This is a genomic window from Nonomuraea basaltis (assembly GCF_005893125.1).
Lineage (GTDB): Bacteria > Actinomycetota > Actinomycetes > Streptosporangiales > Streptosporangiaceae > Nonomuraea > Nonomuraea basaltis.
In genome coordinates, this window is record NZ_VCJS01000096.1 from 18,329 (window position 1) to 38,655 (window position 20,327).

The window sequence follows — 20,327 nt, forward strand, 5'->3', positions numbered from 1 at the left end:
GAGGTCAAGGGATCATCGCAGAGACCGGAAACGCGTGCCTAAGCCGTACCGGCGGGGTGGGCCGGCGATGCCTATCCAGCGGCCCGGGGATGCTGATCCGGGCGGCGATCGGCGGATGCGATGGAGGCGCGACCTCGATGGGGACCTTCACCCCGGTCAACGCCACGACGGCGGCCGTACCGGTCCGGACGAGCGGGCGACGTCACACGGCGGTTGCGTCCGCCGCCTCGCCCTCGGGGGACAGTGGTTGGGCGCTGTCGGTCGGACGGCCGTGGCCGAGAGTCAACTCGCTTTGCAGGACGAGGACCGCCCCACCGATCGCCGCGGCGTCCGACCCGCTGACCGATGGCACGACCCGCACCCGGTGAGCCCGCCGCGCGAAGGTGCGGCGGTCCACCTCCTCCTGGATCACCGACTGGTAGATCGAACCGGCGACCGCGAAACTCGGCCCGGCGAGGACGACTGTGTCGAGGTCGAACAGGGTGGTCATGGTGACCGCGGCATAACCCAGATAGCGGGCCGACCGTTCGACCAGGCCTCGGGCGGCCGGGTCGCCGGCGTTCGCCGCGGCTGCGAGCCGCGTGAACTCGGTGAGGAAGTCGTCTCCGGTCGTATCGAGCGCCAGCCGCTGGCCAAGCCCGGGCGTCGTCAGCGCCTGCTTGACCAACGCGGCCGGGCCGGCGTAGTTCTCCAGGCAACCGCGGTTGCCACAAGGACACTCGTCCCCGTTGACGTCGATGGAGATGTGGCCGATCTCCACGCTGTTCGAAGAGCTGCCGCGATAGACCTCTCCTGCGATCACCACGCCACCGCCGATCCCGGTGGCCATGTAGATGCAGCCGTAGGTGCTGCGTGGCTCTACCGCACCCATCCAGTACTCACCGATCGCGGCCGCCGCCGCGTCGTTGTCCAACAGGACCGGCAGACCGAGGCTCTCGGCGAGACGGTCCGCGATCGGGTAACCGAACCACTCCTCGGTGGGCTGCGGGGTCAGCAACACACCAGTCCGCCGATCCTGCGGCCCATAGCTGACCAAGCCGACTCCCAGCACCTTGTCACGATCGACGGCCGCCGTGTCGAGCAGCGCGTTTACCTGCGTGGCCACCGACGACAGACCGCGCTCCGGCGGCATCGACGACACTCCGCTGAACGACATCCTCGCGATCTGCCGGCCGGCCAGATCAACCACAACGATCACGCACGTATTGCGTTCCAGCTGCACCCCGACGCTGTAGCGGGCCGAAGGATTGAGCTGGACGAGCATCGGTCGCTTGCCACCCGTCGACGCCCCCAGCCCCGCCTCGACGACCAGACCGTCGACCATGAGCTCACGCACGACCTCGGAGATCGTCGGTGCAGTCAAACCGGTCGCCCCCACGAGCTCCACCCGGCTGATCGCCCGCGCCGCCCGGATCAAGTCGAGCACCATTCCGCGGGTCTTCGTCCGAGTTGCCCAGATGGGGCTCGTCACCGTGCCACCTCCCACACCCTGATGTACAAAAGCTACCTTATTTTCACCCACCCACCGGACGAGCAGCTCCACCGCCAAGCCCTTGAGCTGGGGTCCTATCCCGACCTCCAGGTGCTCTTCTTCCTGGATATACCTTCGCAATTGACTTTCATAACTTTGCTAACTAAGCATGCTGGAGCAGCTGTCCGCATCTATCTCGAACAGAGGGATCAGATGAAACATCGTCATGCGCTGCTCACGTTCGGCGCCGTCGGAGTCCTGGCACTGGGCAGCATGGCAGCGACCACGCTCCCCTCGTCGGCTGCCGCCACTGGCTGCTCCGTCACGTACACCGTCCAGAGCCAGTGGCCCAGCGGGTTCACCGCCGACGTGGCCATCACCAACCTCGGCTCCGCCGTCACGGGGTGGACCTTAACGTTCGACTTCCCCGACGCCGACCAGAAGGTCACCCAAGGCTGGAGCGCCACCTGGACGCAGTCCGGGGCTCACGTATCCGCCGCCGGCCTGAATTGGAACGGGTCACTGGACACCGGCGCGTCCGCCTCCATCGGCTTCGCCGGAGCATGGAAGGGCGCCAACCCGGTACCCACCTCGTTCGCGCTCAACGGCACAACCTGTACCGGCTCGGTGACCACGCCGACCCCCACCACAACCACCAGTCCCTCCCCCAGCCCCAGTGGTCCGGCACCACGCCTGCGGGTGTCCGGCAACAAGATCGTCACATCGGACGGCAAGCCTTACCGCCTGCTCGGCGTGGACCGCTCAAGCGGCGAATACGCCTGCGTGCAAGGCAAAGGCCAATGGGACAGCGGCCCGGTCGACCAAGCCTCGGTCGATGCCATGAAGAGCTGGAACATCCACGCGGTGCGCCTGCCGTTGAACGAAGAATGCTGGCTCGGCGTCAACGGCTCGCCCAGCGGCGCCACCTACCAGCAGGGCGTGAAGGCCTACGTCAACCTGCTGGTCGCCAACGGCATCACCCCGATCCTCGACCTGCACTGGACCTCGGGCGCCTACAGCAACGGGCCGGACTGGCACTGCAAGGACGCCACCGCGACGTGCCAGAAGCCGATGCCGGACGCGCAGTACGCCCCCCAGTTCTGGACCGGCGTCGCGAACACCTTCAAAGGCAACGACTCTGTCGTCTTCGATCTGTTCAACGAGCCGTACCCGGAGATCGGCAGCGACTGGAACAAGACCTTGGGCTGGCAGTGCCTGCGAGACGGCGGCACCTGCACCGGCATTCCCTATGAGGTGGCCGGCATGCAGGACCTGGTCGACGCGGTCCGGGCAACCGGCGCGACCAACGTCCTCATGGTGGGCGGCCTGGAGTGGGCCAACGACATGCGGGAGTGGCTGGCATACAAGCCGAACGACCCGCTGAACAACATCGCCGCGTCCTGGCATGCGTACAGCTTCAACGCCTGCGCCACCGCGTCCTGCTGGGACACCCAAATCGCCCCGCTCGCCCAGCAGGTACCTGTAGTGATCGGCGAGTTTGGCCAGGACAACTGCGGCTACGACTACATGGACACGCTGATGGACTGGGCCACCGCACACGGCCTGTCCCACCTGGCATGGACCTGGAACCCGTGGGGCTGCAGCACCGGCGGCGTCCTTATCAAGGACTGGAACGGTACCCCCGAACCCGGCGTCGGCGAAGGCTACAAGGCCCACTTGCTCACCCAAAATCCCTACACAACCCCGTAACCGACCACCCAATGCCAGGGCTGTCGAAATGCTGTGAGCAGAACGCTCGGCCGAGGCGCCGCCCCACCGCCCTGCCCCCACGGCAGCCTCCGGCGGGGCGGGCGCTGATCACATCCGCGCCCGCCCCGCCTTCTTATCTGAGTCACTCCACCGTCCTGCTTAACCCTGTTGCAGGTACGCGCGAAAGTGATCTACCCCTTGACTTCAACAGCATTACTGGCGCAGCTTATGCACTAACTAGTCCGTACTTTTTCGAACCGAGTCCACATCAGGACCATCCGCGACGCCGAACGCTCCGGCGTGGGCAGGTAAGAAGGTGTCCTTGCGGCGAAAGGGAGCGGTGGGGGCCGCGATCACGAGCGGGGACGGGCCGGCCGTGGGCCAGCCTCTGGCTCTGGGCCCCGCACGCCTGCGCAACCGATTCGTCTCGGCGCCAATGGAACGCAACTACTGCGAGATCGACGGCACCGTGACCCACCGCTACATCGAGTACTTGACCCGGCGGGCACGCGGCGGCGCGGCCCTGGTGTTCGCCGAGGCCGCCTACGTACGCGCGGACGGCAGGGGCCGGCTGCGCCAGATGGGCGTCGACGTCGACGCGCGCATCCCCGGCGTCGCCCGGCTGGCCGCCGCCGTGCACGCCGAGGGCGCTCTGTTCGGTGTCGAGCTGAACCACGGGGGCCGTACGGCCCAGGGCGCGGTCAGCGGGTTCCGGCCGGTCGCGCCTTCCCCCATGCCATGTCTGCCGGCCGGTGGCGAGATGCCACGAGAACTGGCCACCGCGGAGGTGCACGAGCTGGTCGAGGCCTACGCGGAAGGCGCCCGCCGCTGCCGCGAAGCGGACGTGGATGTGATCTCGATCCACGGCGCGCACGGCTACCTCGTGCACCAGTTCCTCTCCCCCGCATTCAACCTGCGTACCGACGAGTTCGCCGGCCCTCTCCGCTTCCTCGGCCTTGTCATCGAGGCGGTCCGGCAGCAGGCAGGAACCGATGTGGCCGTCGGTTTGAGGCTCTCCGCACACGAGGGATTCGAGGGTGGCCTGACAACAGAGCACACCTTCGAGCTGATCTCGCGCACCCGCCTGGACCTGCTGGACTTCCTCGACGTCTCGGCCGGGTCCTACGAGGCAGGGCAATGGATCATCCAGCCCGGCGAATGGGAGCGCGGCCTGCTCGCCCCGTACGCGGAGCGCTACCGCGCGCTGGGGCTGCCGGTCGGCGTCGCCGGCCGGATCAGCACCCCAGAGAGCGCCGAGGCGATCGTGGCCGGTGGCCGGGCCGACTTCGTCTCCCTGGCCCGTACGCTCCATGCCGACCCCGATTTTCCCCGCCACGCTCTCACCGGCGGCCTCTACCGGCCGTGCATCGCCTGCAATCACTGCATCGATCAGCTCGGCACCGGAGAGCCGATCCCCTGCTCGGTCAACCCTCTGGCGGGCCGCGAGTACCTCGGCGCGCCGAGCGCCCCCTCGAAGAAGGCGTCGGTGGTAGTGATCGGCGCGGGTCCGGCCGGCCTCGAAGCAGCACGGCAGTTGGCCCAGCAAGGTCAGAGTGTGCAGGTGCTGGAACGCGCGGGGCATGTCGGTGGCCAGTTCGCGCTCGCCGGCCGCCTCCATGCTTATCCGGAATATCACCGCATCCTGAGGTGGTGCACCGCCGAACTTGACCGGCTCGGTGTCACCGTCCGCACCAGCGTCCCCGTCACCGCGGAGGTGCTGGCACAACACGAGGCGGACGCCATCGTGCTGGCCACCGGCGGCACTGGCCGCATGCCGGACATCCCGGGCGTCCGCCTGCCCCATGTCTTCGACGTACGCCACTGGCTCGCCCTCGACGAGGACGTCCCCCATGCCTGTGTCGTCTGGGGCGCCGACCGCGAGGGCGTCGCCGTAGCCGACCACCTGGCCGCCGGCGGGGCCGAGGTGCTGCTCATCGGTTCTCAGCCGAGCCTCGCCCCCGACGTCGGCCGCCGCGCCAAGATTCTCATGGTGCCGAGGCTTACCGGGAATCCGAAGGTGCGCATCCTCCGGGCGTCTGCGATCTCGTCCATCGAACCCGATCGCCTGCTTGTCCGGTCCGACGGCCACGAAGAATGGCAGCCCGTGTCCGGACCTCTGCTGATTTCCCATGGTGTCGCCCCGCGCACCGACCTGCTCGCGGCCTGCGGGGCTCGGCGGCCGCGGCTCGGTGTCCACGTGATTGGAGACGCCGGGGGAAGCGGCGGCTCGATCCACCAGTGCTTCCTGGCGGCGGAGGAGGTGGCCCGTACCATCGGCCAGGCATGCGACGCCGGCGAGCACGCCCCCTGATCGATCTATGCGGCCTCAGTGGGGCCCGCTCGCCGGCCGACCGCATCGAGGTGGCGGCGCGCAGCGGTGATCGCGAGGCGGGCGTTCTCCTTGGCGCCTACCTGCGCCACGAGCGTGGCCCGCGGGATCTCCAGAGCGTACGGGATCCCGGGTGGCAGGGCGCCGAGGATGCCGCGCACGTCGATGCCGCCCTCGCCGGGGAACAGGCGCTCGAAGCGAGCGGCGTAGATGATTTCCTCCTGCGTGGCCGGCGCCTCGGCCGGTGCGTCGCAGACGTGGGCGAAGCGGAACCACTCGCGTGGCAGGTCCCGGAGCTCGGCCACGCTGGAGCCGGAGCGCGCGAAGTGGATCAGATCGACGAGGATTCCCGCGTTGGGCTGGCCGGCGTCCCGCAGGACGCGCACGGCTTCGGCGAGGTCGGGCGTCTGGGTCCACGACGGGAACTCCAGATCGATGGTGAGGCCGAGCGGCCTGGCCAGCTCGCAGAGCTGCGCAAACCGGTCGGCTTTGCGAGCGAAGTCGGGGTCCGGGAGCTGGGTGATGACATGGCGGGCCCCGAGCTCGGCTCCGGCCTCCAGGAAGCGCAGGAAGTCCGCGGGGTCGTCATCGGGTGCGATCCGGGCGAGCTCGATGTCGAGCACCTCGATTCCCGTGGCCGCGAGACGGACTTTGGTCGCTCGCATCAGAGCGGGGTCGGTGGCGAGGGGGTGGTGCGGCTCGTGCGGCGTGACCCGGGTCATGCGCACGCCCACGTATCGATAGCCCGCTTCAGCAGCGGCGCTCACCAGCTCGGGCGGAGACAGGCTCAGCGCCGTCAGATGCGCCAGTGAGTAGTCGTGCAGGTGGTCGCCGCTGACAAGCGCGGACGACTGCCTCAGCGTGGTCAGCCGGCGCCTCCGGTGCGCGGCCATGCGCACCGCCGCGCTGTTCGCGGCGCCGTAGCCGGAGTAATCGCCGATCCGCTGCACCACTTCGAAGAAGATCCGCGCGCCGAGCATCTCGGTGTAGAAATGAAGGTATTCGCCGTCTTGATCGCGGTCATAGAGGATGGAGTACTGCCTCATTGCCGTAAGGAGGTGCTGCGGCAGCGCCAGGCGGGCGTCGAGATCATCGTAGTAGTTGTCGGGGATCCTCAGCAGCGGTGCGCCGAGCGCCCGCATCGCCCTCGCGCCGGCGATCGCATCGTCGGCGGTGAAGGCGATGTGCTGAGGGCTCGGTACCGCCGGTGACCAGTCGCCCCGTCGCAGCGGCGCGGTGTTGAGGGTGATCCGGACGTGATGATCGGTCGCGGCCCGGCTGTGGATCAGTCCGAACGGCGCGGGCAGCGTGGTCGTCTGCGTTGCTTGCAGGCCGAGCACCGAACGATAGAAGAGCGCGGCCTGGTCGAAGTCATCGACCGACTCGGTGAGCGAGACGTGATCTGTTCCAGTCAGCAGGCCGTCGCTGGGAGCCTCGGCGCCGGTGGGAGCGAAATCGTTGAGCCAGTTGTCGTCCCCGCCTGTACGGCAGAAGAAGACGGCCGTTCCATCGGGTGCCGCCACGGAGTTGAGGTCGGCCTCCTCCACCTGCCGGGCGCGCGGTAACACGGGCGCCAGCAGCCGCTCGGCCCGCCGGGCCGAGCCGACCGGGTCAGCGCTCTCCACGGCCAGCGCGCAAATGGCCGCAGTGCCTGCCGGTACTGTTCTTTGCGGTGCGAAGTTCAGCAGAACTCGGGCCTTGCCCTGCGACCACAGCTGCACCGGCTTGGAGCGATGCTGGCCAGTATGGGTGAACCCCAGCGCGGCGAGCGCCCGCGCCACGATCGGGCCGGAGATCTGGTCCACGGCCAGCTCGGTGAACACGTGACCGTCGAGCTGCGGAGCCGGCGGCAGATTGGTCAACTGAATGCGCTCGCGGACCGCCACCGGGCCGAGCGTGCCGACTGTCTCTTCCAGCGACAGCAGTGAGCGCATCGCGTCGACGGCGACATGCCGGGGATCTGCCTGCCGGCAGACGTCGTTGAACACTTCGATCGAAAGTGGGCCGTCGTACCCGGTGGCCAGAACGTGGCCGAGGAAGTCAGTCAGATCGAAAACGCCTTGCCCGGGAAACAACCGGTGGTGCTCACTCCACTCCAGTAAGTCCATGTTCAGCCGCGGTGCGTCGGCAAGTTGCAGGTGAAACACCTTCGAACCCGGCACGGCTCGTATCTTGGCGGGGTCGTCGCCGCGGGAGAACACGTGGAAGCTGTCGAGGCATAAACCGAGCGCGGGATGGCCGGCGCGCCGGACGATCTGCCAGGCGTGTTCGACGGTGTTCACGAACCGGCCCCAGGCCAGGCCCTCGTAGGCGATGCGCAGGCCACGCCGCGCGGCCCGGCCGGCCAGCGCGTGGAGCTGCTCCGCGGCGAGGTCGTCGTCGTCGACAGCGTTCATGGATGTCGTCGAGCAGACCGCCATCGTGTTCGCGCCGAGTTGCTCCAGCACATCGAACTTCCGCTCCGCCCGACGGAGATTGGCCTCGAATGTCTCAGGGGGTACTGCCTCGAAGTCATGGAACGGCTGATAGAGGTGGATTGACAGGCCAAGCTCGGCGCACTCCTGCCGGATCCGGCTCGGTGACCAGCTCGACACGATGAGGTCGCCCTCATAGATCTCGATCCCGTCGAAGCCCGCCGCGGAGGCGGCCGTGAGCTTGTCCTCCAGGGTGCCGGAGAGGCAGACCGTCGCGAGTGCCAGAGGAGGACTCGCAGAGCGGCGGCTGACAGGACTTGCCATGCCATGATCGGCGGTGAGCATAGGCGTCTCACCTTCTTCGTGGCGATTAACGTACGAACTAGATACTTACTTATATGCCTTGTCGGCCGTCGGCGAAAGAGGCAATCCGGCCACCTTGTGGTCCGCTACGTGGATTGGATCACCCGACAGGTAGAACTTGACTGTTGACTGCCCGGCAGACACGGATCTATCGTGCAGCCCATTAAGCGGATCTATTAGTCCATCAGGCAGACCAAGGGCCGCCATGTCTCGACTGTCCCGCAGCACCACCCTCGCGTGCACGTTCATGCTCGTCTCGACGGCGCTGTCAGTACCCGCCACGGCGCACACAGCGACTCCGCCGAGGACGCCCATGCCCTCGCTGACCGGGCCCCTCCAGTCCACCGGCGATTCGCATCCGTTCAACGTCTCCACCGTGCCACTGGACGCATACGGCTACGTCGAGGAGGAATTCCTCGTGAGCGGGCGGGCCAATGTCTACGATTACGACGCCGCAGGCAAGGTCACGGTGGTGCGCACGGCCGTGCCGTACACGAACCGCATCATCGTGCGGCGGCCCGCCGATCGCAGAGCGTTCAGCGGGACGGTCGTCGCCGACATCATGAACATGACCAACGGTTGGGACCTCGACCGCATGTGGCTGACGTCCCACGATGAGTACCTGCGACGGGGGGACGCCTACGTGGGGATCACCAGCGCGCCCAACGCGGTCGCGTCGTTGAAGAAGTTCGACCCGTCCCGATACGGCTCGCTGTCCTGGCCGGACCGACGTGGCTGCACCGGACGGGCGCTCAACTCCGCCACCGACTCCGAGGGCGGGCTGGTGTGGGACATCCTCAGCCAGACTGGCGCGGCACTGAAGAGCCACGGGCGCGACAACCCTCTGCGCGGCTTGAAGGTCGACAAGGTCTACGCGACCGGATATTCCCAGTCGGGCGCCTACCTGACCCGCTACATCAACGCGGTGCATCCACTCGCGCGCGTCTACGACGGCTTTCTCGTCGCAGCCTCCGCGAGCGGTGTCAAGCCGCTCAACAAGTGCGGACCCACACCCGCCGACCATGACCTCATCCGGCCCACCGCCGAGCCGGTCATCAAGATGCAGACACAGACCGATTTCTTCATGGACCGGGGCGCCTCGCGCCGCGACGACTCCGACCAGCCCGACGACAAGTACCGCCTGTACGAGGTGCCCGGCTCAGCTCACGCCTACGCCTACACCTCCGGTTTCGCCCCGTCTCCTGAAGACCTGGCCAGGATCGGCGTCACCTACAACTACTTCAACTGCGACGGCGTCGGCACCACCTTCCCGATGCACTACCTGTACAACGCCGCCCACATGAATCTGGACCGCTGGGCCCGCAACCGAGCCACACCACCACGCGCACCGCGCATCCAGGTGGACGCCAGCGGCCAAACTGTTCTCGACGAGCACGGGAACGCAGTGGGCGGCGTCCGCACACCATGGGTGGACGCGCCCACCGCCACCTATCATCCGGCGAGCACCGGCCCGAACTGCTTCCTGTTCGGTCATATGACCCCGTTCACCCCGAGCAAGCTGCAGCAGCTCTACCCCGACCATGGTGTCTACGCGCGCGCTGTGGCCGGCCAGGTGTACAAGCTGGTCAAGGAAGGGTGGCTGACGCGGGAGGACGGGGCGGCGTCCGTCAACGAGACCGCAGGCGCGAGCGTGCCCAGGTAGGTGCTGGGCATGGCCCCCTTCTCTCTCTTGGTGTCTAACGACGCGGCAGGCTTCGCTTCCGCTACGGACCGCTCAGTTGCCCCCCAAAATGGGCTTTCGACGCTGGGCTTCGACCCGGCCCGTTTCCAGACCAAGCCGCCAGCCTGCTACCGGGCTCCCTGGCGATTACCCGGACCGGACTCACACCGGCAGGCGACGACGAGCTTGTGATCAGGTCATGGCCGCTGGACGACCACCTCCTTGATCTCTGGGCGCACCGGCTGGAGTACTAGATCGATCAGGAATCGAGAAGCCCCGATCTTGTCGTTGCGGTTAGCGTGAGAGCACCCTTAACCAGCGACTGACAAGGAGCAACACACGATGAGCGGCACATCGAGGGCCAGCGAGAAGAAGCGAAACGATTCCTCGGCGGAGGGGTTCTCCGAGGAGGAGCGCGCCGCGATAAAAGCGCGCACCACAGAGCTGAAGGTAGAGGCACGCGGCGGCCGTGGCTCGAAGAAGGCAGCCGCCGATGAGGCGGCGGTGCTGTCGACGATCGCTGAGATGGCGTCGCCGGACCGTGCGCTGGCCGAGCGCGTACACACCATCGTCACTGCTACTGCTCCAGAGCTGGCGCCGAAGCTGTGGTACGGCCAGCCCGCCTACGCCAAGGCTGGGAAGGTGGTGTGCTTCTTCCGCAGCGGGCAGGTGGACAAGGAGCGCTACTCGACGTTCAGGTTCAGCGTGGAGGCAAATCTCGATGAGGACAGTGGCATGTGGCCGACGTCTTACGCCCTGACAGAGTTGAGCGAAGCCGGCGAGGCGGCGATCAGAAAGCTTGTCAAGAAGGCCGTGAGCTGACGTCGCATCCAAATCCGGCGAAAGCGCCGGAGGACAACATTCAGGAGCCGGACGAACGGCGCACCACCGGCGGGATGTCTGCCTCGCCACAGCGCATAACTAGAGTAATAACTCTTGAGTCTTTGTATCGCTGCGTGACGCCGGTTCCGGCGTGAAAATGCGGCGCTGACCCGCCGTACCCAAGGGTCCGGCTTCGAGGTTGGGTCGGTTTCGGCGATCGTCGTGGTGGTGCCGGATTCCTGCGTCACGATGGTCGGACGCACCGTCGTGTTCAATGCCGAGACATGACGGCCGCCTGCGGCATGCTCCAACTCATCGCCCTGCTCACCCAGGCCCGCCCGTGAGCACGACGATGGCCCGCACACCGCGCGGGCCATCACCCCCGGCCTACACCTCCTCCACCGCCTCCACGGAGCGCGGCGCAGGGTCGCTCACGGCGTCAGCCCCAGCTCGCTGTAGTGCATCCGGATTGTTCTGCTCTGGCCTGCTGGTGCCCGCTGGATGATCAGCCGTGCCATACCGAGGTGCTGCTCGACGTCGCCGCCGGATCGCCACAGGCTGCGGCCGGTCAAGCCGCCGGCTGCGGAGGCCTCTGGCAGCCGCAGCGGCCGGTAGCCGTCAGCGTCGAGTTGGGCGAGCTCGCCGTCGATGTCGACGGATTGGATGCCGTAGAAGTGCACGTTCTCGTGGTGGGTGGGCCAGCGGCGGCGTTGCTCCAGGAGCCTCGACAGGTCCAAGGTGTGCGCGGCCAGCCCGGCATACCCGGCCACCTCGCGCAGGTGATCGGTGCGGGTCTACTCCCGCTCGCCGTAGCCGCGCAGTTCGCCCATCGGTATGGACAGCCGCTGCGACAGCCGGCCCACCGCGGCCGCGGGCGCCGCCGTCACGTCGTCCGGCGCGTACCGAGGCGCCACACGTCTACGAACACCTGGCGAACCTGTCGGCGTTCTGTGCGTCCGGGTGCGGGATGGACCCCACCGTGGTCAGGCTGTTGTCATCCGGGAGTTGACGTACTCGCACCGGTGGTTTGCCCTGTTAATCAGGCAGATTTGGACGAACACTCTCGTGCCTTCCGGAATATTCTTATAACTGACCTTGCACCCACCGCCCTCCGTGTCGAACCGTGTAAAGCGCTGGGTTCTCGCGAGCCGATCCTCCCAGCTGAGACGCCCCCGCGCATAGTGGCCGTCCCTAGCTCCGCTGAGATCGCATACCGTCAGGCTTTCACCCCTGCGGCTGTCGGCGTCGAAGAAGACTTTGCCGCCTGTCGGCAACCTGTCGGTGCTGTCCAGAGACACATCATCGCCGGCCGCTGCGCTGGGTGCCGTGAGCGCCACAGCGGCTACCGCTATCGCGACGATTGAGAGAATCCGGCGCCATCGTTTCATGAGCCACCTCCGCCGAGTGGTGAACTGAATGAGCCCTATTTCAACATCGGGAAACCGTTTCAAAGTGTGGTCAGCAGCGCCATACCGGAAGCAGCAGACGAACTGCTAATGGGGGCAGTTGTACCATATAGTCGCCACGACCTCCCATGGCTTGTGGTTCCACTTCCAGACGACTTTGGCCTGGTAATCCCATGCCCCAATGGGTTCACGTCGGCACTTTACGAGCGTGGGATGGTGTCCACGGACAGTATTGTCGCCCCACTTGAACGGGGTGGAGGAGACGAACTTGGGAGCGCCGTAGTCTCCTTTTCTCTCATAGAGATGAACGCTTATCCCCACAAGGTCGTGTCCGGAGGTCTTGTCTCTGACTATCCCGTGCGCGCGGATATGCACCCCGTCGTAGTTGATGTAAGCGCAGCGCGTTACGTTCGAGCCATGGACGCAGTGCTTCGCGACAGTCCTCGACGGAGCGGCGGAAGCGGCCTCCGGGGCCATTGCGAGGAGGCTGGTCACGGCCGTGGCGGTGAGGGTCGCGCCGACTGTCTTGTGTAACTTCATGGTTTGCCTCCCAGGTGATGTTGGGAACAGCGAAACTCGCGCGTGACGCCCTGAAAAGAGCGGCGTCTTGTCTCGGCCATAGCGACGCAACGGTCTCCGGTGCTGCCCAAGGGCACGGCGGAGCAGTAGATGCCGGTGGATCCCGTCCGGCCGGACGATCTCGTCTTCAAGCACCGTGCTATGGGCTGACGTGTGGCGCTAGGAGGGGAGTATCCGGCGTACGCGATCATGCTGACCAGCCAGTGCGCCGTCTCTTCTCGTGGCAAGTACGTACCTGGCCGAGTCAGGCACCATTACCATCAGCAGCGCACATCGGTCCGTTCGTTGCTCAAGTATTCCTCAGTTGCTGCAGTACCTGCAGCAACATTTCTCCAGCGGAATTGGGCTACATATCTTAGCCTGTCCCCACGTGAAATGTCCCTACAATACAAGAATTCTGAAGGTGCCCGATCTGAAGTGCCGTCGAAGTCGTTATCGATAACCGTCGAAGTGCCGACTAGGACAATCGCTACAACGTCGACGTTGTAGCGATTGTCCGCCGAGGCGTCATAGATGAGCCCCCACGCCCTGTACCTTCTATTCACGTCGTCGAAGCGCAATTCGATGCAGCGGCGCACCTGCTCGCCCACGCAACGGTAACCCGCTGGCACGACATCCGCCTTTGCCCCTGGCGCGAGTGTAGGTACCAATGCCCCGAGGAGGGCAAGCGATACGAGGAGTCGGAATTGGTCACGTAGCTTCATGGGCCACCTCCAGGAGGATTTGACCTGAACACGGACGCGGCGACAGGACCCTGAACACCCTCAACCTTTGGAACTACGAGTCTCGTAGCCGGTGCCGGGGCCTGTCTTGAAGGAATGCGAAGTCGAGACCGAGTGTCAGGGAATCCAGCGAAACCGTGGGTAAGCTGTTGCCCAGATCCAGATGGACATCGCCGCCGCGGCCGGTCTGCAGATGGCGGACTCTCCGCTACGCCGTCCCCACAGGGAGAGGCAGCCGCCGCTCCCCGGAGGGGAAATCACTCTCTGCTCACAAGCAGCGTCTCAGGTGCCAGCGGGATGCTTCTGAGCTGTCCGATCGCCCGCTCCGATGTCGCCACCGCGCCCAGCAAGCGGCTCGGAGCGCGGAGGTGGCCGGGAGTCAGGCCCGTCATCGCCCTGACCTCCCTGGTCAGGTGCGCCTGGTCGCTGAAGCCGCCGACGGCAGCCACGTCCGCTGGTAGCCAGCCGGCGGCGAGCCGCCGAACGGCGCGGTACAGCCGCAGCACGCGTGCCGCCGCTTTGGGCGGCAGGCCGATCTGCTCCCGGAAGCGGTACTCCAACTGGCGCGATGTCCAGCCGACGTCGTCGGCGAGGCGGCGCACCGGGATGCGTCCGCAACTGCGGCGCAGCGCCTCGTACGCCCACTCCACCCGCGGCGACCACGGGTGGCCGCGGCCGAGCCATTGCGGCAGCACCTCATCCAGCAGCGCGAACCGCTGCCGCCAGCCGGGCAGAGCGGCGAGGGCGCCGGTGAGCTGGTGCAGCCGGTCGCCGAGCAGTTCGTCCGGCTCGATGATGATCCCCGCGAGATCGTGCATGGCGACGCCGCACAGCGTGAACGCCGCCCACGGGGCGAGAACGGCCTCGATGCCGTAGGTGCTGCCGCGGTGAGCGCACAACCAGGAGCGGGTGCTCAGCCCGGTGAGCATCGAGACGTACGGGCGCTCGGCGGCACGGTCGGCCGGGGCGGTGAACCACAGCGCGCGCTCGTGGTCGAACCCGAAGAGCAGGGTCACCGCTCCGGACGGCACGCCCAGCCACCGCCCCGGCTGCTGGTCATCCAACCGGAAGCCCCGGTAGGCATGAACGATCCGGCGCAACCGGGGGCCGGGCTGTGCCACGGCGATCTCCCAGGTCCGTAACGGGCAGGCGTAACAGTGCACGATCCCCCCTCGGTCAGGCCCTGACGAGTACCGGCACCAGTGCAGCGATGCCCGGCAAGGTGATCAGCGTCCGCAGTCCGCGACCGGATGCCCTGCGCGCCGGGGCGGCGGGCTGGGGCCCACCGGGCCGGGTGATGGTCTGTCGCACGTATCCCTCCTTGAGACGGGCGGCCGGTTGAGGCACCGCCGAGAACGGGTTCTCCGCTGCCGACGGCGTTACGCGTGGCTTCATGCTGCAGAGCATGGTGATCTCGGCGGGGGTTCAGGGGGTCTTGGCGGCGCGTTCGAGGACGCGGTACACCGTGGCCCTCCCGATCGAGAACACCTCCATCAGTTCGGCGATGGTGTAGTCGCCGGTGCCGTGCATTCCGGCCACTCCCTATCGCGCGGACGCGATGGGGCGGGAGTGCCAAGTGAGGGCTTTGTCCCCATATGATCAGCTTCATCACCTCTACGCACGCTCGGTGGGCGCCGATGCCCAGACCTGCCGGAGATCCGAACTCCCACGGAGACCTATCTACATGGACCTTGCCATGCGTCGGCGCCGGCAGGCGCTGTTCTTGTTCTTCTTCCTCCCAGGAGTCGCGATGTCGTCGTGGGTGACCCGCACTCCGGACATCCGCGACCGGCTGGAGGCGTCCACCGGCCAGATGGGTTGGGTGCTGTTCGGCCTGTCGCTCGGCTCCATGATCGGGATTCTGTGCTCCGGACGTCTCGTCTCCCGTTACGGGACGAGACCCGTCATCGGCGTGGGAACCGCACTGGTCGTCGTGAGCATGGCCGTCATCAGCGCCGGCACCCTCATGTCGTCCGCGCCGATGGTCATGGCGGGCCTGTGCGCGTTCGGCGCGGGCATGGGAGCAGGTGACGTCGCCGTCAACGTCGACGGCGCCGACGTCGAACGGATCACTGACACGACGACGCTGCCCACCCTGCACGGCTGCTGGAGCCTGGGCGCCGTCATCGGTGCGTGCGCGGGCATCGCCGCCACGGCCGCCCATCTCCCGGTGCACTGGCATCTGGCAGTGGTCACCTTGATCGCAGCCGCGATCTTCTTCTATGCCCTCCGTTCCATCCCCTCAGGCACTGCAATCCTCGCACCAGCCAAAGCCGGCACCGCCGCCGACCGCAGACCGCCGAAAGTCTGGAAGGACCGCAAACTCCTCCTGATCGGCATGATCGTGCTGGCAATGGCCCTGGCCGAGGGATCCGCCAACGACTGGCTGCCACTGCTCATGGTGGACGGACACGGCCTGAACGCCGCCTCCGGCTCCCTCGTCTTCACGGGGTTCGCCGCCGCCATGACCATCGGCCGCTTCAGCGGCACGTGGTTTCTCAACCGTTTCGGCAGGACCACCGTCGTACGCGCCAGCGCCGTCTCGGGGGCGCTGGGCCTGATCCTGGTGATCTTCTCGGACAACGCCGTGCTGGCCGGAGCAGCGGTTCTGTTCTGGGGACTCGGCGCATCACTGGGCTTCCCCGTCGCGTTGTCAGCCGCGGGAGAATCGGGACCGGAACAGACCGCCCGCGTCAGCCTGGTGGCTGTGATCGGATATGCCGCCTTCCTCGTGGGCCCGCCCAGCCTCGGCTTCCTCGGCGAGCACTGGGGCCTGCGCTCAGCCATGCTGGTGGTGCTCGCCTTCGTCGCCTCCGTCGTCTTCCTGGCTCCTGCGGTCGACACACGCCGCCGTTCCGCCACGGCAGCAGGCGTACACGCTGACGACACTCCTTCAACCACGTGAGACGTTGACGGCCCCGTAGGTCGGGACCGTGTTCTTGCATCGGTGCGCGCTCCACGGCGGCCTCGGCAGAGCTGACACCCGGTGGCGAAAGATGAGTGGCCACCGAAGTGCTCCGCTCACCGAACGCCTGCGGGTGGCGTCGCCACCGACGATGAGGTTCCCCCCGTTGCACGGATACGTCCATCGTCGCCGACACGATCACACCTGCCAGCAGGTGTCATTCCAACTTCAAGATCCACCATTTGGTCGTACAGACCCGTCACGGCGTCAGGGTCTCAAGGTCAAGGTTGTGGAAGGCGTTCTCGACGAAGCGGGCCGCGAGGTGCCGGGCGGCGTTCAGATCGCCGCCGCGGTCGATGGTGTGCTCGCAGACTTGGAGGGCGACGCCCACGCACGCGGCGGCGAGGGCGTCAGCGACGGACCCGAGGTCGGGCCCGAACGCCTCCTGGCGGTGCTTGATGAGGCCGGTGAGCTGCTCGATCACGCTGTTGACGACCTCCTGCCTCAGGGCCGCCGGCCGGTCGCCGGTCTTCTCGCCCCGGAAGAGCAGGTTGAAGCCTTCGGTGCGCTCGGCCGCGAAGCGGAAGAGCGGCTCCATGCCGACCTCGGCCAGTTCTGCGAGGGGCAAGCGGCTCCCCTTCTCGTAGGCATCGGCGACCCACCCCCGGAAGACCTCTGCCTCACGTCGTACGACGTGTAGGTAGATCTGCTCCTTGTTGCCGAGCCGGGCGTAGAGGGTCGGCTTGGTCGTACCGGCTCGCTTGGCGATGTCCGCGATCTGCGCGGCGGCGTATCCCTCGGCGTGGAAGACGGCTCGCGCCGCGTCGAGGAGGTCGCCCTCCTCGAAGCGGCGGCCGCTGAGACTGCTCTGTGTGCGGGCGGACACCGTGCAAGTGTACGGAGGACAGAGGTAAAGACATTTCGGATTTACAGGACGTCAACCGGGCTGATGCCCAGCGACCGGCATTTCGATCCATCGCGGGACTGCCCTGTCACGACTGTCGGACCTGGTCGCCCTGAGGCACGAGCGACTCTCCACATCGCGATGCCGACGAGAAAGCTCCGCCGGCCGTCGGTCCTCCCGCAGACCGCCCGCGAGGACGAATGCGTCACGGCGAGGCGAGGCGCGAGCACGGCTTGGAATCGATCACCACCGACCAAGCGAGGAAGGCGGCTACACGGGCGCGCTGGACCGCGCTGCAACGCCAGGAGCCAGCGACCGCGATCTTCGCGAGCACCGACGCGGGTTTACGGGGGAGCCGGTCTAGCCGGCAACGCCCTGACGGCGGCGGAGGTCGACACGTCCGTCGCCGGCTACGTCTGGCTGCCGACCCCGTTCAAGGACGACATGCCGGTCCTCGACTGGCATGTCGCGTCGCGGATCGAGGACGCCCACTGAGGATGAACGGTGGGTGGCGAACAATACCTTGACCTCAAGTAAAGGTCGGTCTAGCTTTACTCCGCGTCAACCTCCGTCGTCGCGGTCGCACGACGCGAACGCGCACGCCCTCGCACCCCCTTGGAGGCACCATGCGGAAATTCGTCTGCTTACTCACCGCCCCGCTCCCCCTGCTGGCCGCCGTCGGCCTGCTCCCCGCGCCCGCTCACGCCGCGACCCCCGCCTACGACTCGACCACCCGGTACGTGGCGATGGGTGATTCCTTCTCCTCCGGTCTCGGCGCGCCGGGCGCCAGCCTCGACTGCGGCCGCAGCCCGCAGGGGTATCCCACGCTCTGGGCCCAGGCTCATGGCATCACCGCGTTCACCGACGTCACCTGTGGCGGCGCGGTGACCGATGACGTGCTGGCCGAGCAGATCTCGGGGCTGAACGCGGAGACCGATGTGGTCACCGTCACCATCGGCGGGAACGACGCCGGCTGGGGCCAGCAGGTGCTGACCTGCATGCAGTCCGGCGACACGGCCTGCACCAACGCGGTCGACCAGGTCGTGGCCGGCCTGCCCGCCATCGCGGCCAAGGTCGACACGACCTATGCCGCGATCCGCCAGGCGGCCCCGAACGCGGCGGTCTACGTGCTCGGCTACCCGCTCCTGTTCGAGGAGGCCGCCGGCTGCAGCGCCTGGATCGTCCCCAACCAGTACCAGCGCAAGCAGCTCAACCGGTTCGGCCGGGCCCTCAACCAGAGTCTCGCCCAGAGCGCGGCGAAATCGGGCTTCCAGTTCGTCGACGCCCAGTCGTTCTTCGCCGGGCACGCCGTCTGCTCCAGCCAGGCGTGGATCCACCCCGTTCTCAACCCCACTCCGCTCCACCCCAACGCCAACGGCTACCGGCTCGGCTATCTGGCCGCGCTCAACTCGGTCACCGGCTGATCCAGCATCCGCGCGGCGGGGCCCGGCTCGAACCGGGCCCCGCCGCGCGGCGGTTCCGGCACTCGGCGAGAGTCGGGAAGACGCGTTCCGCCGAGCACCTCCTCGACGTCACCGGGGGCCGGTTCACTGACGAGGCCTCGTCGTCGAGCCGTTCGCGGCGAGCATCGCGGATCCGAGACTGTTTCCGCCATGTGCCTAAAAACGTTTCAACAACCTCTTGTTCTCCGGGACACCAGCGGTTAAGTTGCTCTCCCAGAGCAACTGAGACGTATAAGTAGCGATGTGTGAGTCTCTACACGGCGTCCGTCCCGGCGTCTGGGCTGTGGCTTGCTTCGTCAGTCGTTTCCGCTGCGCAGCGGTGAAGCGTGGCCATCGACCGTGCCCTATCAGTGCGGGCCGCTGCCCCCAGCAACTATGAAGGAGACCAGAGTCGATGAACGTGACCGGCAGCCGGCCTCTGACGGTGATGCGCGACCACATTCAGAAGGCGGTCGATGACCGCGTCTGGCCGGCCGTGCAGTTCGCGGTCGCGCGGCACGGCGAGATCGTGGTGTTCGAGTCGTTCGGCGACGCCCGTGATTCCGACCGGTTCTGCCTGTTCTCGGCCACCAAGCCGGTCGTGGCCTCGCTGGTGTGGCAGTTGCTCGGTGAGGGCCTGATCGCCCTGGAGACCCGGGTGGCGGAGGTGTGGCCCGAGTTCGGCGCCTACGACAAGGGCGTGATCACCCTCGAACAGGTACTGCTGCACACCTGCGGCTTCCCCACCGCCACCATCAGCCGTGACGCCATCACCTCCCGCGACAAGCGGGCCACCGAGATGGAGGCGTGGCAGTTGGAGTGGCAGCCGGGCAGCCGGTTCTTCTACCACGGCATGTCGGCGCACTGGGTGCTGACGGAGGTGATCCACCGGCTGACCGGTCAGGACTTCCGGCAGGCACTGCGTGCCCGGGTGCTCGACCCGCTGGGCCTGGATCGGCTGGAGCTGGGCGTGCCGGTGGAGCGGCAGGGGAACCTCACGCGGGTCACCGCGACCGGGACCCGCTCGGTCGATGTGTTCGAGGCGCTGTTCGGGCAGCCGGTCGACGACGCCGCCGCGGAGTCCGAGCTGGCAGAGGTGCTGGCCATCGTCAACGACCCGGAGCTGCGCACCGTGGGCGTGCCGGGCGCGGGCGGATTCTCCGACGCGGCCAGTATGGCCCTGTTCTACCAGGAGCTGCTGCACAACACCGCGGGGCTGTGGCGGCCGGACGTCCTGGCGACGGCCACCGGCGAGATCCGCAACACCTTCCCCGACCCCATCCGCATGGGAGCCCCCGCCAACCGCAGCATCGGCCTCGTCATCGCCGACCCGGACGACGGCGCGTCCCTGAAGATCCCGTCACACGGCATCGAGGTGCCACTGCAGCCCTTCGGGTCGCGGGTGTCGCCCGGCGCGTTCGGCCACGGCGGAGGAGGCGGGCAGTCCGCCTGGGCGGACCCGGCGACCGGCCTGTCGTTCTGCCTGGTCACCAGCGGGATGGACCGCGACGTGGTGGCCGACCTGGAACGGCACCTCGCCATCGAGTCGCAGGTACCGGCACTGGCGTGACAGCCGGCA

The 20,327-nt window shown here is 67.2% G+C and carries 16 protein-coding genes; 7 read left to right on the forward strand and 9 right to left on the reverse strand.

Going from position 1 to position 20,327, the window contains the following annotated elements; all coding sequences use genetic code 11:
* Positions 1-202 precede the first annotated feature (202 nt).
* A complete protein-coding gene (locus EJK15_RS36125) occupies positions 203-1,429 on the reverse strand; it encodes an ROK family protein (RefSeq protein WP_138714975.1) in 1,227 nt (408 codons plus the stop codon).
* Between the two features lie 63 nt (positions 1,430-1,492).
* Here EJK15_RS36125 and EJK15_RS36130 point away from each other — a divergent pair, with 63 nt between their 5' ends.
* Entirely contained in the window at positions 1,493-3,181 is a 1,689-nt protein-coding gene (locus EJK15_RS36130) for a cellulase family glycosylhydrolase (RefSeq protein ID WP_206061302.1), read from the forward strand.
* 322 nt (positions 3,182-3,503) lie between these two features.
* The gene (locus tag EJK15_RS36135) at positions 3,504-5,492 is read left to right on the forward strand and encodes an oxidoreductase (protein ID WP_206061303.1); all 1,989 of its coding nucleotides are present in this window, start codon (positions 3,504-3,506) and stop codon (positions 5,490-5,492) included.
* Between the two features lie 5 nt (positions 5,493-5,497).
* On the opposite strand, the gene EJK15_RS36140 is transcribed toward EJK15_RS36135, so the two are convergent.
* On the reverse strand, positions 5,498-8,269 hold the full coding sequence (locus EJK15_RS36140; protein ID WP_138714976.1) for a TIM barrel protein: 2,772 nt from the start codon (positions 8,267-8,269) through the stop codon (positions 5,498-5,500).
* Positions 8,270-8,492: 223 nt separating this feature from the next.
* Between EJK15_RS36140 and EJK15_RS36145 the strand changes: the two genes are divergently transcribed.
* The gene (locus EJK15_RS36145) at positions 8,493-9,950 is read left to right on the forward strand and encodes an alpha/beta hydrolase domain-containing protein (RefSeq protein ID WP_138714977.1); all 1,458 of its coding nucleotides are present in this window, start codon (positions 8,493-8,495) and stop codon (positions 9,948-9,950) included.
* A 360-nt stretch (positions 9,951-10,310) separates the two neighbouring features.
* The gene (locus tag EJK15_RS36150) at positions 10,311-10,790 is read left to right on the forward strand and encodes a DUF1801 domain-containing protein (protein WP_138714978.1); all 480 of its coding nucleotides are present in this window, start codon (positions 10,311-10,313) and stop codon (positions 10,788-10,790) included.
* 431 nt (positions 10,791-11,221) lie between these two features.
* On the opposite strand, the gene EJK15_RS36155 is transcribed toward EJK15_RS36150, so the two are convergent.
* From EJK15_RS36155 to EJK15_RS36180, 6 genes are all read right to left on the reverse strand, one after another.
* Positions 11,222-11,560 carry a hypothetical protein gene (locus EJK15_RS36155; protein WP_138714979.1) on the reverse strand — a complete coding sequence of 113 codons (339 nt, stop codon included), beginning with the start codon at positions 11,558-11,560 and terminating at the stop codon, positions 11,222-11,224.
* Positions 11,561-11,773: 213 nt separating this feature from the next.
* The gene (locus EJK15_RS36165; protein WP_138714981.1) at positions 11,774-12,178 is read right to left on the reverse strand and encodes a hypothetical protein; all 405 of its coding nucleotides are present in this window, start codon (positions 12,176-12,178) and stop codon (positions 11,774-11,776) included.
* Positions 12,179-12,283: 105 nt separating this feature from the next.
* Complete coding sequence (locus EJK15_RS36170; RefSeq protein WP_138714982.1) at positions 12,284-12,736, reverse strand: hypothetical protein; 453 nt, start codon at positions 12,734-12,736, stop codon at positions 12,284-12,286.
* A gap of 1,018 nt (positions 12,737-13,754) precedes the next feature.
* Positions 13,755-14,660 carry a helix-turn-helix domain-containing protein gene (locus EJK15_RS36175; protein ID WP_206061304.1) on the reverse strand — a complete coding sequence of 302 codons (906 nt, stop codon included), beginning with the start codon at positions 14,658-14,660 and terminating at the stop codon, positions 13,755-13,757.
* A 13-nt stretch (positions 14,661-14,673) separates the two neighbouring features.
* Positions 14,674-14,808, reverse strand: coding sequence for a hypothetical protein (locus tag EJK15_RS76555; protein WP_276615460.1), 135 nt, complete (start codon positions 14,806-14,808; stop codon positions 14,674-14,676).
* A gap of 114 nt (positions 14,809-14,922) precedes the next feature.
* Positions 14,923-15,027, reverse strand: coding sequence for a helix-turn-helix domain-containing protein (locus EJK15_RS36180; RefSeq protein WP_138714984.1), 105 nt, complete (start codon positions 15,025-15,027; stop codon positions 14,923-14,925).
* Between the two features lie 166 nt (positions 15,028-15,193).
* Here EJK15_RS36180 and EJK15_RS36185 point away from each other — a divergent pair, with 166 nt between their 5' ends.
* Positions 15,194-16,402: an MFS transporter gene (locus tag EJK15_RS36185; protein WP_138714985.1), complete on the forward strand. Its 1,209-nt coding sequence runs from the start codon at positions 15,194-15,196 to the stop codon at positions 16,400-16,402.
* A 259-nt stretch (positions 16,403-16,661) separates the two neighbouring features.
* Here EJK15_RS36185 and EJK15_RS36190 read toward each other — a convergent pair whose 3' ends face one another.
* On the reverse strand, positions 16,662-17,288 hold the full coding sequence (locus EJK15_RS36190) for a TetR/AcrR family transcriptional regulator (protein ID WP_138714986.1): 627 nt from the start codon (positions 17,286-17,288) through the stop codon (positions 16,662-16,664).
* Positions 17,289-17,932: 644 nt separating this feature from the next.
* Here EJK15_RS36190 and EJK15_RS36195 point away from each other — a divergent pair.
* Positions 17,933-18,730 carry an SGNH/GDSL hydrolase family protein gene (locus tag EJK15_RS36195; protein WP_138714987.1) on the forward strand — a complete coding sequence of 266 codons (798 nt, stop codon included), beginning with the start codon at positions 17,933-17,935 and terminating at the stop codon, positions 18,728-18,730.
* Positions 18,731-19,163: 433 nt separating this feature from the next.
* On the forward strand, positions 19,164-20,318 hold the full coding sequence (locus tag EJK15_RS36200) for a serine hydrolase domain-containing protein (RefSeq protein ID WP_138714988.1): 1,155 nt from the start codon (positions 19,164-19,166) through the stop codon (positions 20,316-20,318).
* Positions 20,319-20,327 lie beyond the last annotated feature (9 nt).